The 23,118-nt window shown below is 73.4% G+C and carries 15 protein-coding genes and 1 pseudogene; 12 read left to right on the forward strand and 4 right to left on the reverse strand.

Translation table 11 applies throughout. The annotated features are described in order from the left end of the window. Positions 1 to 117: 117 nt before the first annotated feature. The 4 genes from FRADC12_RS30510 to FRADC12_RS25505 all read left to right on the forward strand — a co-directional run bounded on the left by FRADC12_RS30510 (position 118) and on the right by FRADC12_RS25505 (position 5,200). Positions 118 to 573 carry an MFS transporter gene (locus FRADC12_RS30510; protein WP_232304040.1) on the forward strand — a complete coding sequence of 152 codons (456 nt, stop codon included), beginning with the start codon at positions 118 to 120 and terminating at the stop codon, positions 571 to 573. Then, entirely contained in the window at positions 567 to 2,021 is a 1,455-nt protein-coding gene (locus FRADC12_RS25495; RefSeq protein ID WP_232304041.1) for a hypothetical protein, read from the forward strand. Before FRADC12_RS30510 ends, FRADC12_RS25495 begins: the two co-directional genes overlap by 7 nt. Next, positions 2,018 to 3,649, forward strand: a complete 1,632-nt coding sequence (locus FRADC12_RS25500; RefSeq protein ID WP_045878526.1) for a serine/threonine-protein kinase — start codon at positions 2,018 to 2,020, stop codon at positions 3,647 to 3,649. The genes FRADC12_RS25495 and FRADC12_RS25500 overlap by 4 nt, the downstream gene beginning before the upstream one ends. Before the next feature lie 144 nt (positions 3,650 to 3,793). Then, entirely contained in the window at positions 3,794 to 5,200 is a 1,407-nt protein-coding gene (locus tag FRADC12_RS25505; protein ID WP_232304042.1) for an AAA domain-containing protein, read from the forward strand. Positions 5,201 to 5,304: 104 nt separating this feature from the next. On the opposite strand, the gene FRADC12_RS25510 is transcribed toward FRADC12_RS25505, so the two are convergent. Then, positions 5,305 to 5,613, reverse strand: coding sequence for a hypothetical protein (locus FRADC12_RS25510; protein WP_045878527.1), 309 nt, complete (start codon positions 5,611 to 5,613; stop codon positions 5,305 to 5,307). Between the two features lie 674 nt (positions 5,614 to 6,287). Here FRADC12_RS25510 and FRADC12_RS25515 point away from each other — a divergent pair. The 6 genes from FRADC12_RS25515 (at position 6,288) to FRADC12_RS25535 (ending at position 14,366) form a co-directional block, all read left to right on the forward strand. Further along, a complete protein-coding gene (locus FRADC12_RS25515; protein ID WP_045878528.1) occupies positions 6,288 to 7,952 on the forward strand; it encodes an NYN domain-containing protein in 1,665 nt (554 codons plus the stop codon). A gap of 636 nt (positions 7,953 to 8,588) precedes the next feature. Further along, positions 8,589 to 11,048: a protein kinase domain-containing protein gene (locus FRADC12_RS28775; protein ID WP_052711165.1), complete on the forward strand. Its 2,460-nt coding sequence runs from the start codon at positions 8,589 to 8,591 to the stop codon at positions 11,046 to 11,048. A gap of 259 nt (positions 11,049 to 11,307) precedes the next feature. After that, positions 11,308 to 11,640 carry a hypothetical protein gene (locus FRADC12_RS33535; protein WP_052711166.1) on the forward strand — a complete coding sequence of 111 codons (333 nt, stop codon included), beginning with the start codon at positions 11,308 to 11,310 and terminating at the stop codon, positions 11,638 to 11,640. Then, a complete protein-coding gene (locus FRADC12_RS25525; protein WP_232304043.1) occupies positions 11,637 to 12,392 on the forward strand; it encodes an ABC transporter permease in 756 nt (251 codons plus the stop codon). The genes FRADC12_RS33535 and FRADC12_RS25525 overlap by 4 nt, the downstream gene beginning before the upstream one ends. 469 nt (positions 12,393 to 12,861) lie before the next feature. Continuing rightward, on the forward strand, positions 12,862 to 13,365 hold the full coding sequence (locus FRADC12_RS25530) for a hypothetical protein (RefSeq protein WP_045878529.1): 504 nt from the start codon (positions 12,862 to 12,864) through the stop codon (positions 13,363 to 13,365). Continuing rightward, complete coding sequence (locus FRADC12_RS25535; RefSeq protein WP_157489036.1) at positions 13,365 to 14,366, forward strand: recombinase family protein; 1,002 nt, start codon at positions 13,365 to 13,367, stop codon at positions 14,364 to 14,366. Before FRADC12_RS25530 ends, FRADC12_RS25535 begins: the two co-directional genes overlap by 1 nt. Before the next feature lie 62 nt (positions 14,367 to 14,428). Here the strand turns inward: FRADC12_RS25535 and FRADC12_RS33540 are convergent, their stop codons facing one another. Then, positions 14,429 to 14,593 (reverse strand): hypothetical protein, encoded by a 165-nt coding sequence (locus FRADC12_RS33540; RefSeq protein WP_232304199.1) that lies wholly within the window; start codon positions 14,591 to 14,593, stop codon positions 14,429 to 14,431. 436 nt (positions 14,594 to 15,029) lie between these two features. Further along, positions 15,030 to 15,857 carry an alpha-ketoglutarate-dependent dioxygenase AlkB gene (locus FRADC12_RS25540; RefSeq protein WP_045878531.1) on the reverse strand — a complete coding sequence of 276 codons (828 nt, stop codon included), beginning with the start codon at positions 15,855 to 15,857 and terminating at the stop codon, positions 15,030 to 15,032. Positions 15,858 to 16,183: 326 nt separating this feature from the next. Here FRADC12_RS25540 and FRADC12_RS34575 point away from each other — a divergent pair. Then, positions 16,184 to 17,548 (forward strand): annotated as a pseudogene (locus FRADC12_RS34575) (AAA family ATPase); the annotation flags it as partial. Positions 17,549 to 17,834: 286 nt separating this feature from the next. On the opposite strand, the gene FRADC12_RS25550 reads toward FRADC12_RS34575, so the two are convergent. Next, positions 17,835 to 18,887, reverse strand: a complete 1,053-nt coding sequence (locus FRADC12_RS25550) for a phosphatase PAP2 family protein (RefSeq protein WP_052711170.1) — start codon at positions 18,885 to 18,887, stop codon at positions 17,835 to 17,837. A 451-nt stretch (positions 18,888 to 19,338) separates the two neighbouring features. On the opposite strand from FRADC12_RS25550, the gene metH reads away from it, so the two are divergent. Further along, positions 19,339 to 23,049, forward strand: a complete 3,711-nt coding sequence (metH, locus tag FRADC12_RS25555) for a methionine synthase (protein WP_198153039.1) — start codon at positions 19,339 to 19,341, stop codon at positions 23,047 to 23,049. Positions 23,050 to 23,118: the final 69 nt, after the last annotated feature.

The raw sequence follows: 23,118 nt of genomic DNA on the forward strand, positions 1-23,118 counted from the left end.
GTGCCGGTCCGCGGCTGGGTTCAGCCGCCGGGGAGCAGGGCCGGGTTCAGCCGCCGGGGAGCAGGGCCGGATTCGGCCGCGGGCGAGCAGGACGAGGGCGTCGGCGGACGGCGTTCCGTGCTCGGCGTGGTAGGGCTCCATCCGGAGCGCGCGCTCGGGCTCAACAGCGTGATGATGTCGACCGGGTTCACCAGCGGGGCGGTGCTCGGTGGCGTCCTCACCGACCTGATGAGCTGGCGCTGGGCTTTCCTCGTCAACGTGCCGATCGCCCCCGCCGCCGCCGTCGCGGTCGCGCCGTTCGTCCTCACCGACACCTCGCCCCGCGACCGGACCCGCCTCGACCTGCCCGGCGCCGCGCTCGTCGCGTCCGGCCTGCTCGCGCTCGTCTACGGCGCGACCCGGCTCGGCGAGCAGGGCGTCCGGGACCGGTGGGCGATCGGGTCCCTCGTCGCGGCGGCGTTGCTCGTCGCCTGGCCGGGGCCGCTGTCGGGCCTCGGCCGGCGGCGTCCGGCTTCGCCTCGTCGGCGGGCCGGTCGCGCAATGGCGGGCGCTGTCCGTAAGGATCGGTGCTGACGGGCAGGTCGGCGCTGGCGGGTGAAGGGCGGGTTGTGCGGCACGAAGGCAAGACGGAGGCGAGGCTGGAGCGGATCCGGGGCTCGGCGGTCCCGCGCCGGCACAACGCACGGACGATCGCGGCGCTGACGAGCAACCCCGGTTGTGGTCGGCGAGCGGTGCTGGACGCGGCGGGGGTCGACAAGGACGGGCTCGCCGACCGGGTCGGCTACCCGGCCGGATTCGGGCAGTCCCCGTTCGCGATCGTGCGCGGCAACGTGTTCGAGAAGCAGGTCAAGGCCGACGGTGCCGCCGAGCTTCTCCGGCTGCTGCGCGACCAGCTTGGCCTTGACCTAAGTTCAGCCACCTATCGTGATCTCGGCGCGTCGAGTGACGTGGTGGCCGGCGGCGGCGCTCTCGGCGAGGGAGGCCTCGACGCGCGGCACGCGGCGTCGGTCGCGGCGCTGACCCAGGCCGCCGGGGACGCGGCCTCCGGTCCGGTCTCCGGCGGTGCCGTGTTCGACCATCCGCTGCTGCGTCTCGACGTCGCCGGCCAGGAGGTGTCGCTGGAGCCGGACCTGGTCGTGGCCCAGCCCGGCGGGGTGTTCCACATCGTCGAGATCAAGTCCTTTCCGGTGATCGATGGCCAGGCGGACGGGGAGAAGGTCGCCGCAGCCGCGATCCAGGCCGCGGTCTACGTGCTCGCGCTGCGGAGGCTGCTGGGCCGGGCCCAGGCCGTCGCGCACGAGGCGGTCGCGCACGAGGCGGTCGCGCACGAGGCGGTCGCGCACGAGGCCGTCGCGCACGAGGTGGTGCTCGTCTGCCCGAAGGACTTCTCCAACACTCCGGTGGTGACGAAGGTCGACATCCGCCGGCAGCTGCTGATCCTGGAGCACCAGCTGGCGCGGCTGACTCGGATCGACTCGCTGCTGGACGCCCTTCCGGACGACCTGCGCCTCGATCTGGCCGTCGACGCCAGCGGGGCGCCGCGGCTCGACGCCTCGACGCTGACCAGGGCGCTGGGACAGATCGCGGCCCGGTACGCGCCCGGCTGCCTGTCGACGTGTGAGCTGGCCTTCTTCTGCCGGCACGAGTCGACGGGGCGCACGGCCACCCTCGGCGTCGGTGTCCGGGAGGAGCTGGGCGGGGTCGAGACGGTCGCCGACGCGCTCGCGCTCGCACATGGCACCCGTGCGCCGGACGACGACCAGGCCGAGGCCGCGGCGATGCTGCGCACCACGGCCCGCGTCTACGCCGAGGTGCTCGCCGGCCTGCCGGCACCGCCGCAACGCCAGCCGGCGCAGGACGGGGAGTCCCGACATCCCCCGGCGGACGAACTGGCGGCGGGCGGTTCTTCGGCGCGGGGCGGCGCACGGCCGGCGGCCACGCGGCTCGCCGCGAGCGACGCGCCGGGCCAGCCGGCCAACGGGGCGCAGGACAGAGCCGGGGCCGCCCGGGACGACGGATGAGCGCGATCGGGGCGTACGCGCGGGCGCGCGCCGCGGCGGTTGGCGTCGCCCAGCCGGTGGCGTCGGTGCGCCATCTGCACCTGGCCGACGCGCCGCTGGTCCTGGTGCCGTTGACGATGGCTGGTGAGGCGAACGCGCCGTTGGCCGCGATGGTCGGCACGGCGGTCGACCGGCCGGTGCTGCTCGTCGTTCCGCAGCCTCGAGACCGGTCCCGCCGGTTCCGGTTCGCGGACGAGCTCGCGGCCGTTCTGCTGGCCGAGGTGGCGCGGTGCGCCGGCGCCGGCTCCGAGCCGGTGAAGCCGCCGAAGGCGGCGAGAACACCACCGGCCGCGGCGATCGAGCCCGGCGCTGGTGCCGGTCCTCCGGACGACGGCGGCCAGGCCGCCGCCGCTGCCGCCGTGGGTGAGCTCGCCGAGGTGACAAGGTTCCTCGACGCACCCCAGCTTCTCGTGCCGAACGTGGCCGGGGCCGACTTCGTGCGGCTGTTCGGCCGTTCGACGCGGTTCCGCTCGACGGTGGGAGAGTACGCCGTCCCCGCCGGGGTGCCGCTGCTCGGCCGCTGGCTGACGTTCCTGGCCCAACGCGCCGAGCATCCCGGGTCGTCCGCGCTGATGGCGATGACGGAGGCGCTCGCCAAACACTGGGCGACCGGCCAGAGCGCCCTGGAAGACGCCAACCTGGCGGCGCTGATGGCCTGGATCGACCCGCCGCCCGGACTGTCCGGAGCCGAAGCCGCGCGGCTGGCCGAGGACCCGGCCAGGTGGCCGCCGGCCGGGCCGACGACGGACCCTGGCTTCGACAACCGGGTGCTCGCCCCCGCGATCCGCGCGTACGACGAGGCCGTGGCCCAGGAGGCGGCTGGCGGCGGGACCGGGGACGCACGCGTCGTCGTGGCCGAGGCAGCGGTCGCGGAGGCGTTGCGCGGGCACCTCGAACCGACGTGGCAGCTGATGTGGCGGGCCGTCGACCTGCTGCGCGCGCTGCCCGCCGGCGCGTCCGTCGGACGCCGCTGGGAGCAGGACCGGGCCAGGTTCAGCTCCTACTTCGCCTACCTGAGCGCCGAGGACGGCGGGCTGCCGCAGGCGCGGCGCGACGGAGCCGTGGCCGCCGCCCGGCGGCTGGCCGTGCTCGAACGCGAGCTCGCCGCCTACGAGGCGGACCAGGCCTTCGACGACCCGCTGGTGCTGGCGAACCAGCGGGTGACCGGCGAGGCGTTCGTCGGGCGGGTCGTCGGTGTCGACCGCGACCGCCGGATCGCCAACAGCCGCGGCACCCTGGTCACCCGGCCGCTCGCCGAGGTGCTGACGGTCGATCCGGTGCGCCTGGCGGTGGGCGCGAAGGTCGAGTCGCCGGCGCGGCGCGGTCAGCTCGGTGAGATCGTCGACCTGCGCCCCGCGGCGGACGGACTGCTCGTGACGCTGGAGCTCAGCGGAGGGATGGGACGCTCCAAGGTTCCACCGCCGGGCTCGGTCCCGGTCGAGGGCGAAGTCCTCAGCTACACCAGCCTCCTGTCCGATGGAATGTTCTCGGCCGGGCTGCCTGCGCCGGAGGACACCCCGTGGACCCACGGCGGCCCGCCGGGCCCTTACGAGCCGACCGAGGATGACGTGCGGGAACGCTGGGAGTGATCCGCCGGCCGGCCCCGCCACCCGGTCCGTCCGAACGTTCGCCGGGACGGGCATCGGCCGATGGCCGCCCGGCGCGTGAACGGGCGAGGGCGCCGGAATGGTCGGCGATCGTACGGTCCTGGTGAGGAAGGGGTAGCGGCGCAGGTGGCAGGCGGTGCGCGGGTGATGGCGTCGGAAGCCGGCGAGGACGAGGACCCGAAGGTGGCAGCCGACCGGGTGACCGACCAGATCCTGGCCGACTTCCGGTCGGGCCGACACCGCGGGGTGGTGGTCGACTCCCCGCCGGGGGCCGGGAAGTCGACGCTGGTCGTGCGGGCGGCGACCGAGTTCGCCCTCGCCGACGAGCCACTGATGATCGTCGCCCAGACGAACGAGCAGGTCGACGACCTGGTCGAGAAACTCGCCCGCACACTGCTCGACCAGGCACCGGACCTGCGGGTCGGCCGCCTCGGCCGCGCCGGCTACGCGCCGCCGCCGCGGATCGACGGGCTCCCGAACGTCACGGTGGGCACCGACCTGAAGTCCCTCGGCGACCCGCGTGTCACCGTCGCCACCGCCGCCAAGTGGGCCTACGTGAAGGACGCCGCCTGGCGGTTCGCGATCGTCGACGAGGCCTACCAGATGCGCTCGGACGCCCTCCTCGCGATCGCCACCCGCTTCGAGCGGGCGCTGTTCGTCGGCGACCCAGGTCAGCTCGACCCGTTCTCGACCGTCGAGAACGACCGCTGGCGCGGGCTGACCTGGGACCCGATGCAGAGTGCCGTCGCCGTGCTGCTGCGCAGTAACCCTGACCTGCCCGTGCACCACCTGCCGGTCTCGTGGCGGCTTCCGCGCAGCGCCGAACGAGTGGTGGCCGACGCCTTCTACCCGTTCGCCGGGTTCCGGACCGGCAACGGCCCCGGCGACCGCCGCCTCACCTTCACTGGCGCCGCCACCCGGCTGACCGGGCCGCGGCCGGTCGGCGCGCCGGCCGCCGGCGTGGTCGACGACGTGCTGGATGTGGCCGCGCAGACCGGCTGGGGGCTGCTGGAGCTGCCCGCCCGCGGCACCGTTCGCACCGACGCCGAGGCCGTCCGCGCGGTCGCCGAGGTCGCCCGTCGGCTGCTCGACCGCGGCCCGGTCGCGGCCTCCCATGACGGTGCGGGCGGCGAGCACCCGGTCACCGCTGGCCGTGTCGCGATCGGCGCGGCCCACCGGGACCAGGCCGCGGCGATCCGGTCCGCGCTCGGCGCCGACCTCGGCGAGGCTGTCGTCGTCGACACAGCCAACCGCCTGCAGGGCCGGGAGTACGACGTCACCGTCGTGCTGCACCCGCTGTCCGGCCGCCGCGACGCCACCGCGTTCCACCTGGAGGCCGGCCGGCTGTGCGTGCTGGCCTCTCGTCACCGGCAGGCCTGCGTCGTCGTCGCCCGCGCGGGCATCCGCGACCTCCTTGACGCGCATCCGTCCAGTGGGGCGGTCCACCTGGACGAGCCGGTCCGCTTCCCGGACGGCTGGGCCGCCAACCAGACCGTCCTCGCCCATCTGGAACGCCACGCCGTCCAGGCGTGACGCCGCCGGCCGCCGTGCCCACCAGCGCCCGCGCGACCCACCGGACCAGGCCCGCGGGCGCCGACAGGGGAATCGCGCGGGCCGTGCCCGTGCCAGGCCTCCCGTCAGGCGGAGCATGCGAGCACACCGCGCGCCGCGGACGACCTCGTTGGCCCAGGCGCCGCCCGAGGCGCCGCCCTGACCAGGACCACCACGGCCGCGGCGATGCTCGCCCCGGGCGCAGCGATCCCCGGTCCGGCGGTGCCAGGCGCGACGGACAGGGGCGACACGGACGGGGACTCCGCGGTGCAGGTGCGGTAGGACTGGGCGCCGAAGTCGGTGCACGCGGCCCAGATCGCCGCGCCGGTGCCGACCGCGGCGACCAGCCACAGCAACCCGACGCCACGACGGTCGTCAGCACGGCCGTTGGACATCTCGCCTCCCGGGAGAACGTCGTCGTCTTCTGATCGCGTGATACTCAAGGCCGGCCGAACACCTGGCCTTCGGGACGGCGGCATCGCGACGTCCCAGCCTGTGGCCTCGCGGTGGGACTTAACTGTTTCATTTGGCGGGATGCTGTCGCGGGCGGGGGTACGGATGCATTTAGGGAGCTGATTCACGATTCCCGAAACGACGCCGTCGCGTGCTCGGCCGGCGTGACGTCAGAATGGCTTCACCAGCTCGCCTGGGATTACGACCTCCGGTCGATTCTGGCGCCGCGGCGAACCATAGCCCGGATGGCCGAACCCGGCAACCGGGGTGTAAACGGCGTCGCGTCGACTGAGGAGTCCTCGGCTGAGCCGAGGCGGTTGGACCTCGAGCGCGCCTGCCGCGTGGGCGGTCGACGTCCGCCCACCGGCGTGATCGCAGGTGCGGCCGCTGGTGGTGGAGGAAGGACCGCGGGCTGGGCCGCGTGAGGGGCGACGAAACGTGACGGTCTGGAGCCGTGTTAGACGGGTCACATAGAGCGGGCGGGTGGTGGATCGGGAGCGCCGACACGGCGCGCATGTGTCCGAGTCATGACGATGAGTGTCTAGGGGACCGTTAGGCCTGTGTTCGGGGGCCATAGTGCTTGGTCCGGGACGTTCGATCCGGCACGATAGCCGCCATGAGCGCGTCGGGCGGGGGTCAGCAGAGCGCATTACGGGTCCGTAGTGCGCTCTTCGTCGACTTCGAGAACATCCACATGGGTCTGCAACGGCTCGACGCCGCCGCCGCGAACAGGTTCGCGGTCAACCCTCAATGCTGGCTCAGCTGGCTGGAGACGCTCGCCTATCCGGCACTTGGCGCCACCGACTTCCGACGCGACCTGCTAATCCGGTACTGCTATCTCAACCCGGTGAGCTCCGCGCGGTATCGCGCCTATTTCACCCGCGCGGGCTTCCACGTGGTCGACTGCCCGCCGTTGACCGCCGCGGGAAAGAACTCGGCCGATATTCACATCGTCATTGACGTCCTTGACATCCTTGGCCATCCGACCCGGTTCGACGAGGTCATCCTCCTGTCGGCGGACGCGGACTACACGCCGGTGATGCTGCGGCTACGCGCCCACGACCGCCGAACGGTCATCATCACCAGCGGTCCATCGGCGCGGGCGTTTCGCGCGGCGTGCGACCACGTCGTCGGCGAGGACGCCTTCATCGACGACGCGCTGACCCTCGAACCGCGGGTGGCACCGCAGCCCGGAAGCGGGGCCCACCTCGGAATCGCCACAGCCCCGGGCCAGGCCGGTGGATCGGCGGGCGTGGACCTGCCGCCTGACGACTCGGATGCCGCCGGCGCCGTCGCAGTGGCCGACGGCGACCTGCCTGCGGAGGCGGCCGGCAACCGGCCCGGGCGCCTCGCGGAGCTGACTACGCGGTCCTTATCGGACGACCCGGCGACGGCGGACGGTGCACCGCCGCGCCGCGCGGCCTCGGTGACACCCGGGACTCCGACCGTCCCCGGGTCCGCGGTCGCACCGGGCAGTGTGATAGGCCCCGGGACCTCGGTAGCCCCCGCGACCGGACCAGGGATGGCGGTCGCACCACCGTCCCCCTCGGCGCCGCCGAGCACGCAGGACAGCTATCTCCGCCAGGCCATCGCGGAGCAGGTCCGCGAACTGGTCACCGTCTCGGAACGGCCGATCACGCTCGCCTCGGCGGCTCAGCTCGTCCGGGCCCAACTCGGCCCGGAGGCCACCGATGGCTGGGCCGGAACCGGCTCGTTCAAGAAGCTGCTCGCGCTCGTGGACCTCCCGCGAATCGCGGTCTCCGCCGCCCCCGAATACCTGTACGACCCGCGCCGCCACACGCTGCCGCCCGGCAGCCAGCCCGGTGGCGCCGGCCAGGGAGACGCGGCCGCCCCGCACGCCGAGCTGATCGCGCGGATCTCCCAGGTCACCGACATTCCCCGGCTGAGCTCGCACGAGTTCCGCGCCCTGTTCGAGGAGCTCGCCGCCGAGGTCACGGCGCATGGCTTCAACCGGACCGGCACCTCGCGGGCGGTCCGCGACCGCTGCCTCAAACGCGGCGAGCACATCGGCCGCGGCGCGGTGAACTTCGTCCTCAACGGCCTGCTCTACGCCGGCCGGCCGCCGCAGCCCGGTGACGACGCCGACGCGCTTGCCTGCTCGTTCGCCAACAACGCGGTCCTGCTCTGCCAGAACGCCCGGATGGAACTGTCAAGAGACGAGGTGATCCACCTGCACGCCTGGATCACCGGAAATCCGGCCCTCGCCGTCGACGTCGTGGTGACCGCGGCCCCCGGCCTGGTCAGCCAGACCGGTGCGTAACGACCCCGCGCCTCGGCCCGGCCGATGTTTGTCCCGGTGATGCCCGAACGTGGCCCGACCGGTGTCAGCAGCCGTCTATAAGGCTGAACGGCGCGAGAACGCCCGCGTACGGCTTAGGCGGGGGCGGGGCGTACTCGCCACGGGCGCTGGTCATGAGCCCAAGCCTGGCCAGGCCCTCGACCAGCCGGTTCGGGCCGCCCCGCCCGCCGGATACACCTCGGGGGCAGGCTGAGCGTCACCGCACCAGCCGAGCGTCCGCCGCCGGTGATACGGCCCGGGTGGCGCGCGACGATAGTCGTTGTCTGTTTCCGGCAGTCGCCGAGGCGATATCGCCTGTTTGACATCCCGGCTGTCGGCGGTCGCGCCGGCGGTAACGTGCCGGGGCCCGCGCCGCCATGGACGGGCGACAGCCGCCGCGGCGCTGGTTCCGCGCTGGGTGACCGGCCGTTCAGGGATTCACTCCGGCCCATCGGAGACCAGGCCGCCCGCGGGCCGTGCCGGCGCGCCGACGGTAGTGTGGCGGCGGAACGGGGCATAGCGGGTCCGAACGCGGCGGAGCGGCGACGCGCCGGGCGAGACGGGACAGCGGCGGGCCTTGATATCGGCGGGCCCAGACAGCATCGGAGAGCGGTCGGCGTGCAGGACATCGCGTTGCCGGTGCGGCTCGGGCCCACGACGCTGACTGCGCGGATCGGTGCCGGCGGAATGGGCATCGTCTACTACGGGCTGCTCGGGCCGACCCCGGTCGCGGTCAAGGTGATCCGCGCGGAGCTCGCCGACTCGGCCGAGTTCCGGGCCCGGTTCCGGCGCGAGATCGAGCTCATGCGCCGGGTCCGAGGCGTGTGCACCGCCCGCGTCTACGCGGCCGACCCCGACTGGTACCCGCCCTACCTCGCGACCGAGTTCCTGGCCGGACCGACTCTCGCCGACTGGATCCTGCGCAACGGGCCGATCGTGGGCCCGTCGCTGCGGACCCTGGCTCTCGGCCTGGCGGAGGCGCTGCTGGCGGTGCACCGCGCCGGCGTCGTGCACCGCGACCTCAAGCCGGGCAACGTCCTGCTTACCCAGGGGGGCCCGAAGGTCGTCGACTTCGGGATCGCGGACGCCACGGATGTCACCGTGCTCACCAGGGTCGGCACTCCGGTCGGCACCCCCGGCTACATGAGTCCCGAGCAGCTCAACGGCCTGGAAGTCGTCGGCCCGCCGGCGGACGTCTTCGCATGGGGCTGCACCGTGGCCTATGCGGCGACCGCGCGGACCCCGTTCGGCGCCGGCCCGACGGACGCGGTGCTCTTCCGGGTCCGCCACGACCCGCCCAACCTGGCCGGAATTCCCGAGGACCTCGCCGGGCTGGTCGACGAGGCGCTACGCAAGGACGCGGCGGCCCGGCCTGATGCCGCCGAGCTGGTGCGCCGCCTGTTGCGGCTCGTCCTGGGCACGCAGTGGGCCGCGGACGTCGTCGGCGTCGGCGGTGCCAGCCCGGCCGCCGAGGCGGGTTTCGCCGCACCCCCCGGGGAGGGCGGCGTCCCCGCGCGGGCGGCCAGGGCCCAGGACGAAGGCATCGGCGGGCCGGACCGCAGCGGGGCGGACAGTGAACGGTCGGACGGCGAGCTGGCCCGCGGCGTCACCCGTGCCCTTGACCGGCTCTGGCCGATCCGGGCCTACCTTCCGCCGCGGCCGACGGCAGCGCCGCCGACTTCTGGCGCCCCGGGAGCTCCCTCCCGGCGCCCCGGGGCCGTTCCGGGGCCGCCGGCGTCGCATCCGGCGCCGATGGCGATTCCGTCGGGGCCAGCCGGTGCGGATCCGGCCTCCCGGCCGCCGCTGCCACCCGTCGGGCCGGGTGGGCTGGCCCCTGGTCCGTGGCCGCCGCCGGCCGGCCCGCCGGTCGGGTCGCTGCCGGTCCTGGGCCGCCCAGCTCCGCCGATGCCGCCCGTCCTGCGGCACCCGGTAGCCGCCCCATCCGCGCCGGCCGTGCCTTCCATGCCAGCTGGACCCCCCATGCCAGCGGTGGTCTCCAGGCCACCGATGACCTCCCTACCGCCGGGAGCCGTCGTGGCACCCGGTGGCATGGCCGGGGGCGGCGTCGCGGGGCCGGCCGCCCCGGTCGGCTCGACCGTCGCGGGGCCCCCAGCAGGGCCGCGGGGCCCGATCGGTCCACCCGTCGGCCAGCCGACCCAGCCCGCGCGCGGCCCCGTCCCGCCGGGCCACACCGGGCCACACACCATCGCCCGCCCGCCATCGGCGCCGGCCCCGGGTGGCTGGCTTGCGCGCCACCGCGCCCTCGCGACCGCGAGCCTGACCGTCGGCGCCCTGCTGCTCGTCGCCATCCTCGTCGCCAGCTCACTCCTGATCTTCCGCGTCGTGACCCACGGCGCGGACTCGTCGGGCCGGCCCGGGACGGGCCCGGCGAGCGTCACGCCGCCGGCCTCCGGGCACGCCGCCGTGCCGAGCACCGCGGCTGGCACCGGAGGGAAGGGCGCGAGTGCGCCGGCGGCCGCCGCGACGACGGTGGCCGGCCCCTGCCACTACTGGACGACCGCGGCCACCGGCCCCGCCCCGGGCCTGCCGCCGGCCGCGGCCCGGGTGCCGACCGGGGCCTCGACGATGATCGTGCGCACCAACTACGGGACGCTGTCCGCCGAGCTCGACGCCGCCGTGGCTCCGTGCGCGGTCTACGCTCTGCACCATCTCGCGACCGCCGGCTACTACGACGGCAGCTTCTGCCCGAGGGAGACGATCGCCCCCGAGGCGGCCGTCTCGGTCCTGCAGTGCGGTGACCCGACGGGCAGCGGCGCGGGCTCGCCCGGGTTCGCCTACGCCGCCGAGCGCACCGCGGCCACCGGCTTCGGCCCCGGCACGCTCGCGATGGCCACGACCAGCCGGCCGGACGCGAACGGCGCCCAGTTCCTGATCAGCTACGACGAGCCGACCCCGGCGGGCCTCGCCGCGGTCGCCGCGCACTACACGGTCATCGGCCGGATCACGGCCGGCCTGGACGTCCTCGACCGCCTCGTCGGCGCGGGCATCGAGGGCGGCGGGAGCGAGGGGCCACCCGCCAGCGAGGCCCGGATCGAGTCCGTCACCATTGCCGAATGAATTGGCGCGGCAATGTCAATAACCGTGTAGAATGTGACGTCGCCGGCCGGCATCCCGGAAGAATTTCCCAGGTGGTCCAGGTGCTCGCCCAACGCGCCGTCAACTTCCGCCTTAACGGCGGCTAACAACATTTAAGCCATCACACAGCCGGTCTCCCTAATGTCCGGTCCGCTCCGTTCTCCGCGGGGCGCCCCCGGACCTCATACCTCTCAGGGAGACCCATGCTGTTGACGTATGTCGCCGCGAGCTGAGAGGGCGCATGCGGCAGACTGTGATCGTGGCGGTGGGGCTCGCCCTGGCCGTCGCACTCATCCTCGCCGTCACGGCGGCGTCCTCCGGGGTGCGCAACGCGCAGTCCAACGTGCTCGGCGCGATCTATGGGGTCGGCACCGACATCACGGTGACCCAGGCCGACCTGCCCGGCCAGGGCAGCGACCAGCAGTTCCAGTTCGCCGGCCAGGCTCCCGGCAGCACCTCCCAGAGCTCCACCACGAACGTCTCCTCGGGCAACCTGCGGGTCGCGCCGGGTTCGGCGGCCATCAAGGCCACGGCGTCACCACCATCCGCGGGACGGCCGGCGTGGCCGACGTGACGGCGACTCTCATGCTGCGCAATTCCACGTTCAGCGGCCAGCTCGCCGGCCAGAGCCTGCAGGACCTGCGGGGGCAGTTCCGGGCCCAGCGCGGCGGCCAGGTCAGCGGCAACAGCGGCTTCGGCGGGGGCAACTTCAACATCGCCAGCACCACCGTCGAGGGCGTCCAGCCCGGCGCGGCCGCGCTCGGCCCCCTCTCCGGCGCCGCGGTCAGCAGCGGGCGCGGCTTCACCGCGCAGGACATCAGGACCGATGTCGCGATGCTGTCCAAGAGCTACGCCGACACCAACAAGCTCGCCGTCGGTGACACCGTCACGGTCAAGGGCACCGCGATGAAGATCGTCGGACTGCTCGACGTGACCACCTCGGGCACCTCGCTGTCGGACGTCTACATCCCGCTCGGCGTCGCCCAGAACCTGGCAGTGCTGTCCGGTGAGGTCACCAACGTCTATGTGAAGGCGACGTCCTCCAGCTCGGTCGACAGTGCCGCGGCCGCGATCAGGAAGGCGCTGCCGAGCGCGACCGTCGACACCCAGCCCGACCTGGCTAGTGGCATCTCCGGCTCGCTGTCGAGCGCGTCGTCGCTGGTGAAGAACCTCGGCACCTGGCTGTCGGTCGGCGTGCTCGTCGCCGCGTTCGTGCTCGCGATCCTGTTCACCATCTCCGGCGTCACCCGGCCCACCCGTGACTTCGGCACGCTGAAGGCGATCGGCTGGAGCAACGGGCGCATCGTCGGCCAGGTCGGCACCTAGTCGTTGTTCCAGGGCCTGATCGGCGGGGTCGTCGGTCTCGGCACACTCGCGGCCGGGCTGTTCACCGCCAGACCGCTTCTCGCCGGACTGCTTCTCCCCAGATCGTTCGCCGACGGGCTGCTCCCGCGATGCCTTGCGTAGGCGACATTCCCGGCAACCTAGCAGCCAGGTCCGACCGCTTTTCGGCGTGCGGCCGTCCCGGCCGCGACGGGCTACCCGGAGGACACGCGTCGCCGCCCGGCCTCGCGCGGGAGTTGGCCGGGGCCCGTCGCGGGCGGTGTCCGTCCGCCGGATCGCCCTCGCGCGCCGGTCGGCCGGTGCGTCGTCCGGCGCTCGTGTGGTTCCCCGGAACCCGTTGCGCCGCCTGAAACGGAGGCTCCGAACGGCGACCCCGGTCGACAGGCCCAGGGTCGGCGGCGACCATGACCTCGCACGCCGGCCGTACTGACCCGACACGGGAGCGTGAACCATGGTCAACCTGGAGCAGGTCGTCTGGGGGCTTCCCCTGCGGCCGCCGCCTGGCGAGGCCCGCGGCGCGGGCGCGCCGGCCCAGCGCCACGACCCGATCGAGCTGTGGGGCTGGCTGTGTAACGCGATCGTGCCCGCGCTGCTCGCCACGGCCGGGACGCCGTGGGAGACAGCCCAGCAGGTCGGTCGGGACATCGAGGCCCGCGGCCGGCATTTCGCCTCGTGTGGCATCGCGGCCCGCGACCGGCTGGTGGCGCCACTGCTCGACGAGGCGGCGGGCCAGGAGCCCGCCGCGGCGCGGCTGTGGCTGCGGGCCGCGGTGCTGGCCGTCGTCCGCGACGGCCCGCTCGACCGGGAGCGCGGCCTCGGCCGGGTCACGAGCACCGACGTCGTCGCGCTGACCAGGGCGATGACCTGGCCGCTGAGCCTTTACCTCGCGCTGCACCCCTGCCCGGCCGACGACGACCACCTCGAAGGCGTGTTCGCCGCACCGGGAGCCGGGTGATGACCGACCAGCAGACCGACCGGGATGCCTGGTGGGATCACGCCTGCCGCGAGCTCGTCCCACGGGCGTTGGCCGCGGCCACCGGCTGCGACCCGGTCTGCGCCCGCGAGATCGGCGCGGACATCGCCGCCCGTGGCCGGGCCTTCGCCCGCTGCGGCCCCTCGGCGCGGGACGTGCTGATCACCCCGTTCGTCGAGGAGGCGATCCACCACCGTCCGGCGGAGGCGCCGCTGTCGGTCCGGTCCGCGGTGGTCGTCGTCGTGCGCAACAGCCTGGTGGAGCGGGAGCACGCGCTCGGCCGCCTCGGCGACGCGGACGTCCGCTCGATCACCAAGGTGATGACCGAGCTGCTGCACGCGTTTCTCGTCATGCAGCCGCGGGCGCGGGAGCCGGGCTGGCTCGCGGGCGAGTTCGCCGGGCTGCCCGGCCGCTACCCGCGCGCGTGGGGCGCCTTCGCGGCGCTGTTCCAGACTCTCGTCCGGGGCGGCGGAAGCGCCGCGTACAAGGTCGACTACCGGCCCGGCCCGCTGCCCTCGCCGCGGCTGCCCGGGCCGGGCGAGATCTCTCCTCGCCCGGGCGCGGCGATGCCGGGCAAGCCCGCCTCGGCCGGACCGCGGGAGCCCGGCACCGCCGGTGGGCGACCCGGTCCGGGTCCGCTGGCGGGTTCAGGACTCGATCCGCGTCTGGGCGCCGGGCTCGTCGACCGCCTGGCTGACCTCGCGGCTGGGCGCGACGAGGTGCTTGCCGTGCCCAGCCTGTCCCGGATCTCCCGGCGGCACGACAACCTGCTGCGGGTCGTCGAGTTCGCCCTGGCTCAGGGCGGGTCGGTCCTGACGGCCAACTATCTGCTGCGACCCGGCATGGTCTACGTACGATCCGGACGGCTGGCCATTCCGGACAACCGCAACCACGCGGCTAGCTTCGCCGACCAGCGCGGCCTCGCCGACGTCCACCGCGCCTGCGCCGAGGCCGCGCTCGCCAGCCTCGCGGACGCGTCATGACGGACCGGGACCGGCCCTGGCGCTGGTTCGGCTGGCTGCCCTCCGCGCGCCGCCGCCGGGAATCAGGCCTGGGGGGAGCCCGACACGGGCGGCTCCTCGGCGGCGAGGTCCTGCGTACCGAGCACCCGCAGCAGCGCGAGGGACTCGGCCTCGTGGGTGCCGGGCGGCGCCGAGTAGACGACGACCGACCGGTCGACGTCGGGCACGTGCAGGGTATCGCGGTCCAGGGTGAGGGGCCCGAGCGACGGGTGCTCGACCGTCTTGCGGCTGCTGCGGCCAGCATCGCCGCGAGGCCCGGGTCGCGCGGGTAGCGCGCAGCGGTCGAGCGCCGCGCGGACACCGCCTGGGCGGCGGTCGCCGCTCGTTCCTGGTCACCGGACCTGGTGCTCTCTCTGGGCCGATGTGAGTCCTACAGCGTGGTTGTTGGGCTGGCGGATTTTGCGCCATGGCGTAGGACTGGAACGCGCTGGACCTGCGCGGGTGGTCCCAGACCGACGGGCGTGGTCGCCGGGCAGGCCGGTTTTGCGCCACGGCGTAGGAGTGGACGGTGCTGATTTGCGTGGGCGGTTGCTAGTCATACAGCCTGGTTGTTGGACTGGGGGATCTTGCGCCACGGTGTAGGAGCGGACCGCGTTGGATCTTTGGGTGGAGTGGCGTCAAGCCCTAACGGACGTTGTAGGGGCGGAACTGGATGCTGATGCGAGGGCCGACGGGGCGGGCGGTCTTGGGGACGGCGTGCTCCCAGGTCCGTTGACAGGAGCCACCCATCACGAGCAGGTCACCGTGGCCCAGCTCGAACCGGATCGTGGCCGCCGCGCCTCCGGCGGTGGACGGGCTGCCGGCGGCCGAAGGGGCACCGATGCTCGACGGGCCGCTGGCGGACGCGTTGCCGGCTGAAAGACCGATGCCGGACGGACTGTCGGCCGAGGCGCTGGCGTCGGGCAGGCCAGGGATGGCCGGTGGGCCGCCGGCGGCGGCGGGACGGATGCTCGTCCGGGACGCGGGGCTGCCTGGCCGTGGGCGCAGGAGCAGCGGTCTCGGGGCGCCGAGCACGAGGATCGCGACCATGGTGTCGTGGGTGGAGCCGCGGCCGAGGCGGTCGCCGTGCCAGGCGACGCTGTCGCGGCCGTCGCGGTAGAAGGCCAGCCCGACGGTGGCGAACGGTTCGCCGAGCTCGGCGGCGTAGTGCTCGTCGAGCGCCGCCCTGGCCTCGTCGAGCGCCTCGTCGGGCAGCGGCTCGTCCGCCGCGTAGAAGGACAGCAGCCGCGGGACGTCGACCGTCCGGTCATACATCGGCCGCCGTTCGGCCCGCCACGGAACCTCGGCACGCAGGCGCTCGAACAGCGCGTCCGCTCCCGTCACCCAGCGCCGCCGGATGTCGACCCAGACGCCGCCGGCGAGGGGGTGCCTGGTCAGCCCGGCCGCGACGGGACCGATCTCCACCGACGTCGCGGCGTCGAGCAGCGACGCCTGGAACGGGGTGCCAGCCACCCGCCCAGGATATCAAACATGTGTTCGATCGGCGCGCCCGTGACATCCAGGCCGAGGACGGGTCCGGGCGGGTCACCGGCCGCCAAGCGGCGCGGACCACGGTGGACCGGCACGGACCGGAGAGCCGGGGAACTGCGTGCCGAATCGCGTGATCAGACAGCGACGTTGACTGAGATGGCACGTCCGGTGGGGAAACGAGGTTTCCGCTCGTCGGTCTCAGGGAACCCGCCCGGATCGGCGTGCGATGGCCGTCATGAGGTCCTGCCCGCAGGCTGAGCCGCCCCGGGGCGTGGACTTGCCGATGACGAGACCAAAGGGGACGCGCGGTGGCTCGGCTGGGCATCGACAAGGACTTCCTGTTGGACTTCGCGCGACTCGACAAGCCCGTTCAACAAAAGATCTCCGACACGTTCGCGAAGTTCCAGCAGGCCACCCACGCCGGCCTGCATCTGGAGAAGATCAGCAATGCTCGGGACGATCGGCTGCGCACTATCAGGATCGACCAGTTCTGGCGCGGAGTCGTCGCGCCGGACCGCGGTGACCACTACACCTTGTTGAAAGTGCTGCCGCACGAAGAGGCCTATGCGTGGGCCCAGCGGCGCAGGGTGTCGGTGAACTCGGCCACCGGCCGCATCGAGATCCGCGACAGCGTCGCCCTCGACACGACGCTGCCGGAGTTGGACCGCTCGGCCCGGCGCGGGGGCGGTGGGACGCGCCCGCTGTTCGCCGACGTCGCCGCCACGACGCTGCGACGGCTCGGCGTGGACGAGCAGACTCTCGCCTTCGCCCGCGCCGTGACGGACGTCGCCCAGCTCGAGACCGCGCAGGCCTTCCTCCCGGAAAGCCAGTGGACCGTGCTCTACGGGCTCGCCGCCGGCCTGTCGCCGGACGACGTCTGGCAGGAGATCGCCGCGGCCGTACCGACCGTCAGCGGGTTGGACGAGCCGGTGAGCCCCGCCGGTGCCGCCGGCGCGTTCGACCCGGAGGACGTGGCGGCCGCCGTGGAACGCAGCCAGGACCGGGTGGTGCTGGTCTCGGGCCCGGTGGAGCTTCTCGAAGTGCTCAACCACCCGTTCGACCTGTGGCGGGTCTACCTGCACCCGGTCCAGTTCAAGGTCGCCACGCCCGCTACCGAGGTCCGGCGCGGGTCACCGGCGGCCCGGGCACCGGCAAGACCGTCGTCGCGCTCCACCGGGCCCGCCACCTGGCCGCCGCGGGTGAGGGCCCGGTCCTGCTGACGACCTTCACCGGGACGCTGACCGCGACGCTGCAGACCAACCTCGCGCTGCTGGAGAGCTCGGCGCAGATCCGGGACCGGGTCGCGGTCCGCGACCGTGGACCAGGTCGCCAACCAGGTCTGGCGGTCCGTTCACGGCGCCCCGCCGCCCCTCATCCAGGGCGACGACGAGCGCGACCTCTGGAAGGAGGTGATCGACGGCCACGGACTGCCGTTCGGGGACCGGTTCGTCGCCGACGAGTGGCGCCAGGTGATCCTCGGCAACGGGATCACCGGCCTCGCCGGCTACCAGGCCGCGTCCAGGGCCGGCCGGGGGAAGCCGCTGACCGCGCCGCAGCGGGCTCGGGTCTGGGCCGCCGTCGAGGCGTTCGAGGCCCGGCTGCGCGAGCGCGGCGTGCTCACCCACGCGCTGGTCTGCGCCGAGGCGACCCGACTGCTCGAACAGGGCGCGGTTGGCCAGCCGCAGCCGCAGCTCTGTCTGGGCCAGCAGTTGTTGATGTTTGGAGTACCTGCGCGATCGTCCACTCGGATGCGTACGACGGCCCGCGCAGCGCGGCGCCGTCGAGCCCCGCCGTCGCGGCGCTCAGGAGGTCATGTGAGCGGCTGAGCGCCGCGAGAACGGAGCTGGGCTTCGTCGGACATCGAGATGCCTTCCCTTCGGGTAGATCGGCCGGGCGGTCTGGACCACGCGGCGCCGGGCGGGCTGGGCCGCCCGACTGGAGCCGCTCGGCCCGAGCAGTTCAGCCAGGCGCGGGCCCGGGAGCAGGCGCCGGCCGGGTGTTCCAGGCCAGCCGGTGACCGCCGACCGGAATGCGGCCCGCCGGCCGCCCGGCTACCGCCGCCAGCCCCTGCGCGGGCAGCTGCGGGGTGGTCTGCGCCGGTGTCCCCGTGCCGGCGCCGGGCGCGCGAGACGGGCGCCGCGGTACGACCCGGCCGACCAGCAGCACGATCCCTGCGGCGAGCGTCAGGTCGATGATGCCGCCGACGGCGTCGAGGAAGTAGTGGTTGCCCGTCGACATGACGACCAGCGTCGTGAGAAGCGGGTAGCAGACTCCCAGCACCCGGACCACTGGCCGGCGGGCGAGCCGGGCGATCAGGAAGCCGCACCAGAGCGCCCACGCGCAGTGCAGCGACGGCATCGCCGCGTACTGGTTGGTCAGGCCGCCGAGGCCGCGCGGCGCGCTCGCGTCCTCGCCCCACCAGCCCCAGTCGCTGACCTGGGCCATCGTGTCGTGGAACCCCGCGCCGGCCAGCAGCCGCGGTGGTGTCGTCGGCAGCAGCCAGAAGCCGACGAGGCCGAGGATCGTCGTCAGCAGGATCGTGCTGCGCGCCCGCCGGTAGTGCGCCGGGTTCCGGCGGTACATCCAGGCCAGCACGGCAGGCGTGAGGATGTAGTGCAGCGTCGCGTAGAAGTAGCAGGCCGGTACCGCGAGCGCCGTCACGTGCAGGAGCAGGTTGTTGAGCGGGTGCTCCGGGTTCAGGTGCCAGACCTGCTCGAAGTGCAGCAGTCGCCGGGCCGTCTGGTCGGCCGTGCCGAGATCGTCGCTCTTGATGCCCCGGATGCCGGTGTAAAGCCCGTACAGCGAGGCGATGGCGAGAAGCTCGACCCACCAGCGCGGCAGCCGTTCCGCCGCGACCGGCCGTCCGGTCGCCGCCTTGGCTTTCGGGTCCTGCTGGTCGCCCGCTTTCTCACCGGGCTCGCGTTCCGCCGGCGGACTGCCGCCGGCCCGGGAGCCCTCGGGACGGGGCGGGGGCTGCGCCGAACCGGCGACGTCGTTCGTCGCGATGACCACTGGGGACCTCCTCAGGACTGCGGCGGCGGGCCGAGGCGGCCCGCCCGACGGCGAGGTGGGCATGGCAGAGGACTTGACAAAGCTAAAGACCGGCCATCGGCCGATTTAGTCCCAGCAAAGGCCATGTGACCCCCGTCGCCCATGGGGCTAGGCCCCCCTTCCCGCTGTGGTCTGCGCGACAGGCGAGCCGTCCGCCCGGAGGCCGCCAGCGCGTCCGGCCTGGCTGTCGGGCCGAGGTGACGAGCGGGGCCTGGTTCCCGTGCGTGGAGCCGCGGCGCGATGGCGCGGATGTCGCTGGAGGGGCCGCGCTGCCAGGCGGTAAGGTCGGACGCAGGCCGAGAGGCGCTGCGACGGGCCGGCTGCTGGTGCGAGCCATGAAGCCGGGGCCCGCCACGCTCGGCTGGTTCCACATCCCGAAGGGCGCCTCCCACACAGTCTGCGGGAGGTCTCGATGGGCACCGGCGTGAACCAGAGCCTGACAGCGGGACACGACGTCGCCGCGCGAGCGCGCCGGATCCAGGAGCTCAAGGACCTGCTGGCCCAGCGGGTCGTGGTCGTCGACGGCGCCTACGGCACCATGCTGCAGTCCGTCGGGCTGACCCCCGCCGACTACCGCGTCGGCGGGGTCGTCTCCGAGGACCACCCGCGTGACGTGACCGGCGACCCGGACCTGCTCAACCTGACCCGGCCGGACGTCATCCGCGACGTCCATCACCAGTACCTGGTCGCCGGCGCGGACGTCATCACCACCAACACGTTCACGGCGACGAGCATCGGCCAGGGCGACTACGCGTTGCAGCCGCTGGTCCGGGAGATGAACCTCGCCGGGGCGGCGCTCGCCAGGAAGGTCGCCGACGAGGTCGCGGCCGAGACGGGCACCACGCGCTTCGTCGCCGGGTCGATCGGCCCGCTGAACGTCACGCTGTCGCTGTCGCCGCGCGTCGACGAGCCCGCCTACCGTGCCGTCACGTTCGACGAGGTCAAGGCGTCCTACGCCGAGCAGATCTCCGCGCTCGCCGACGGCGGTGTCGACCTGCTGCTCATCGAGACCATCTTCGACACCCTGAACGCGAAGGCCGCGATCGCCGCCGCGAAGGAGGCCGCCCCCGAGCTGCCACTGTGGATCTCGGTGACGATCGTCGACATGTCCGGCCGGACGCTGTCCGGCCAGACGGTCGAGGCCTTCTGGGCGTCGATCGCGCACGCCGACCCGCTGGTCGTCGGGCTGAACTGCTCGCTGGGCGCCGCCGAGATGCGGCCGTATGTCGCCGAGCTCGCGGCCCTCGCTGGCACGCACGTCGCCAGCTACCCGAACGCCGGCCTGCCGAACGCGTTCGGCGGCTACGACCAGACGCCCGCCGAGGCGGGCCAGCTGCTGGGCGAGTTCGCGGCCTCCGGGATCGTGAACATCGTCGGCGGCTGCTGCGGCACCACCCCGGCACACATCGCGGCGGTCGCGAAGGCGGTCAAGGACGTGCCGCCGCGAGGCCTGCCGGACCGGCCGGCCCGGACCCGGTTCTCCGGCCTGGAACCGTTCGAGATCGCGCCCTCCACCGGCTTCGTCATGATCGGTGAGCGGACCAACGTCACCGGCTCGGCCCGGTTCCGCCGGCTGATCGAGGCCGACGACTACCAGGCCGCCGTCGACGTCGCGCTGGAGCAGGTGCGCGGCGGGGCGAACCTGCTCGACGTCAACATGGACGCCGATCTGCTCGACGGCGAGCAGGCCATGACGACGTTCCTCAACCTGATTGCGACCGAGCCCGAGGTCGCCCGCATCCCGATCATGATCGACAGCTCCAAGTGGAGCGTCCTGGAAGCCGGGCTGCGCTGCGTGCAGGGCAAGGGCGTCGTCAACTCGATCAGCCTCAAGGAGGGCGAGGAGCCGTTCCTCGACCACGCCCGGCTGATCCGCTCGTATGGCGCGGGTGTCGTCGTCATGGCCTTCGACGAGCAGGGCCAGGCCGACACGACCGAGCGCAAGGTCGCGATCTGCGGCCGCGCCTACGACCTGCTGACCCAGAAGATCGGCTTCCCGGCCGAGGACATCATCTTCGACCCGAACGTGCTGGCCGTCGCGACCGGCATCGCCGAGCACAACGGCTACGCGAAGGCCTTCATCGACGCCCTTCCGCTGATCAAGGAGCGCTGCCCCGGGGTGCACCTCTCTGGTGGCATCTCGAACCTGTCGTTCTCCTTCCGGGGCAACGACGTGGTGCGCGAGGCGATGCACTCGGCGTTCCTGTACTACGCGGTGACCGCCGGGCTCGACATGGGCATCGTCAACGCCGGCCAGCTCGCGGTCTACTCGGACATCCCGGCTGACCTGCTGGAGCTCGTCGAGGACGTGCTGTTCGACCGCCGTGAGGACGCCACCGACCGGCTGGTCACGTACGCCGAGGAACTGCGCGCCTCCGGCGGCGGCGCCACCGGCCCGCGCAAGGGCGCCGACCTGTCCTGGCGCGCGGGCACGGTCGAGGAACGGCTCTCGCACGCGCTCGTCCGCGGGATCGTCGACTTCATCGAGGAGGACACCGAGGAGGCCCGCGCGAAGTCGGCCCGGCCGCTCGACGTCATCGAGGGCCCGCTGATGGACGGGATGAAGATCGTCGGCGACCTGTTCGGCGCGGGGAAGATGTTCCTGCCGCAGGTGGTCAAGTCCGCCCGGGTGATGAAGCGTTCCGTCGCCTACCTCGAGCCGTACATGGAGGCCGAGAAGGCCCAGGCGCTGGCCGAGGGCCGGATCGCGCCGGGCCGCGGCGCCGGCAAGGTGGTCCTCGCGACCGTCAAGGGCGACGTCCACGACATCGGCAAGAACATCGTCGGCGTCGTCCTGGGCTGCAACAACTACGAGGTCATCGACCTGGGCGTCATGGTGCCCACGGCGAAGATCCTCGACACGGCCGTGGCCGAGGGAGCCGACGCGGTCGGCCTGTCGGGACTGATCACGCCGTCGCTCGACGAGATGGTCTCCGTCGCCGCCGAGATGGACCGGCGAGGCCTGAAGCTGCCGCTTCTCATCGGCGGCGCGACCACCTCCCGGCAGCACACCGCGGTGCGGATCGCGCCCGCCTACGAGGGCACCACCGTCCATGTGCTCGATGCGTCCCGGGTGGTCGGCGTCGTCTCCGACCTGCTCGACGCCGACCGCGCCGCCGCGTTGGACGTGCGTAACCGTGCGGAGCAGGCGACGCTGCGCGAGCAGCACGAGAACCGGCAGGCCCGGCCGCTGCTCTCGCTCGCGGCCGCCCGGGCCAACCGGGAGCAGGTCAGCTTCGAGAACCTGCCGACGCCCTCGTTCACCGGCCTGCGGACGGTGACCCCGTCGATCGCCGAGCTGCGCGAGTTCATCGACTGGCGGTTCTTCTTCCTCGCCTGGGAGCTGAAGGGCAACTACCCGGCGATCCTCGACGAGCCGGTCGCCCGGGAGCTGTTCGACGACGCCACGGCCCTGCTCGACCGCGTCATCGCCGACGGGTCCCTGACCGCGCGCGGCGTGCACGGAGTCTGGCCGGCCCACGCCGACGGTGACGACCTGGTCGTCGCGCCGTCGGACGGCGAGGTTCGGTTCCCGATGCTGCGCCAGCAGACGGAGAAGCCCGCAGGGCGGGCCAACCGCTGCCTCGCCGACTACGTCGCCCCTGCCGGCGGCGGCGACCACCTGGGGGCGTTCGCCGTCTGCATCCAGGGTGCCGAGGCGTTGGCAGCCCAGTTCGAGGCCGAGCAGGACGACTACCGGTCGATCATGATCAAGTCGCTGGCCGACCGGCTGGCGGAGGCGTTCGCTGAGTACATCCACCTCGAGGCCCGCCGCACCTGGTTCGAGCCCGACGCCGCCCCGGACATCGCCGACCTGCACGCCGAGCGGTTCCGCGGGATCCGGCCGGCCCTCGGCTACCCGGCCTGCCCTGACCACACCGAGAAGCAGGCGCTGTTCGACCTTCTCGGCGCCGAGGCCCTGGGCATGCAGCTGACCAGCTCGTTCGCGATGATCCCGGCGGCGGCCGTCAGCGGGCTGATCTTCGCCAACCCCGAGGCGCGGTACTTCACCGTCGGGCGTATCTCCCGGGAGCAGGTCGAGGACTACGCCGCCCGGCAGGGGAAGCCGGTCACCGAGGCAGAGCGTTGGCTGCGCCCCAACCTGGCCTACGACCCGGAGTAGGTAGGCCGCACCAGTCCCGCCGCTGGTCGCATGATCGCTGCCTTGGCCCTGGGGTGGTTGCCAACCGGC

Origin of the sequence: Pseudofrankia sp. DC12 (assembly GCF_000966285.1) — a bacterium.
GTDB lineage: Bacteria > Actinomycetota > Actinomycetes > Frankiales > Frankiaceae > Pseudofrankia.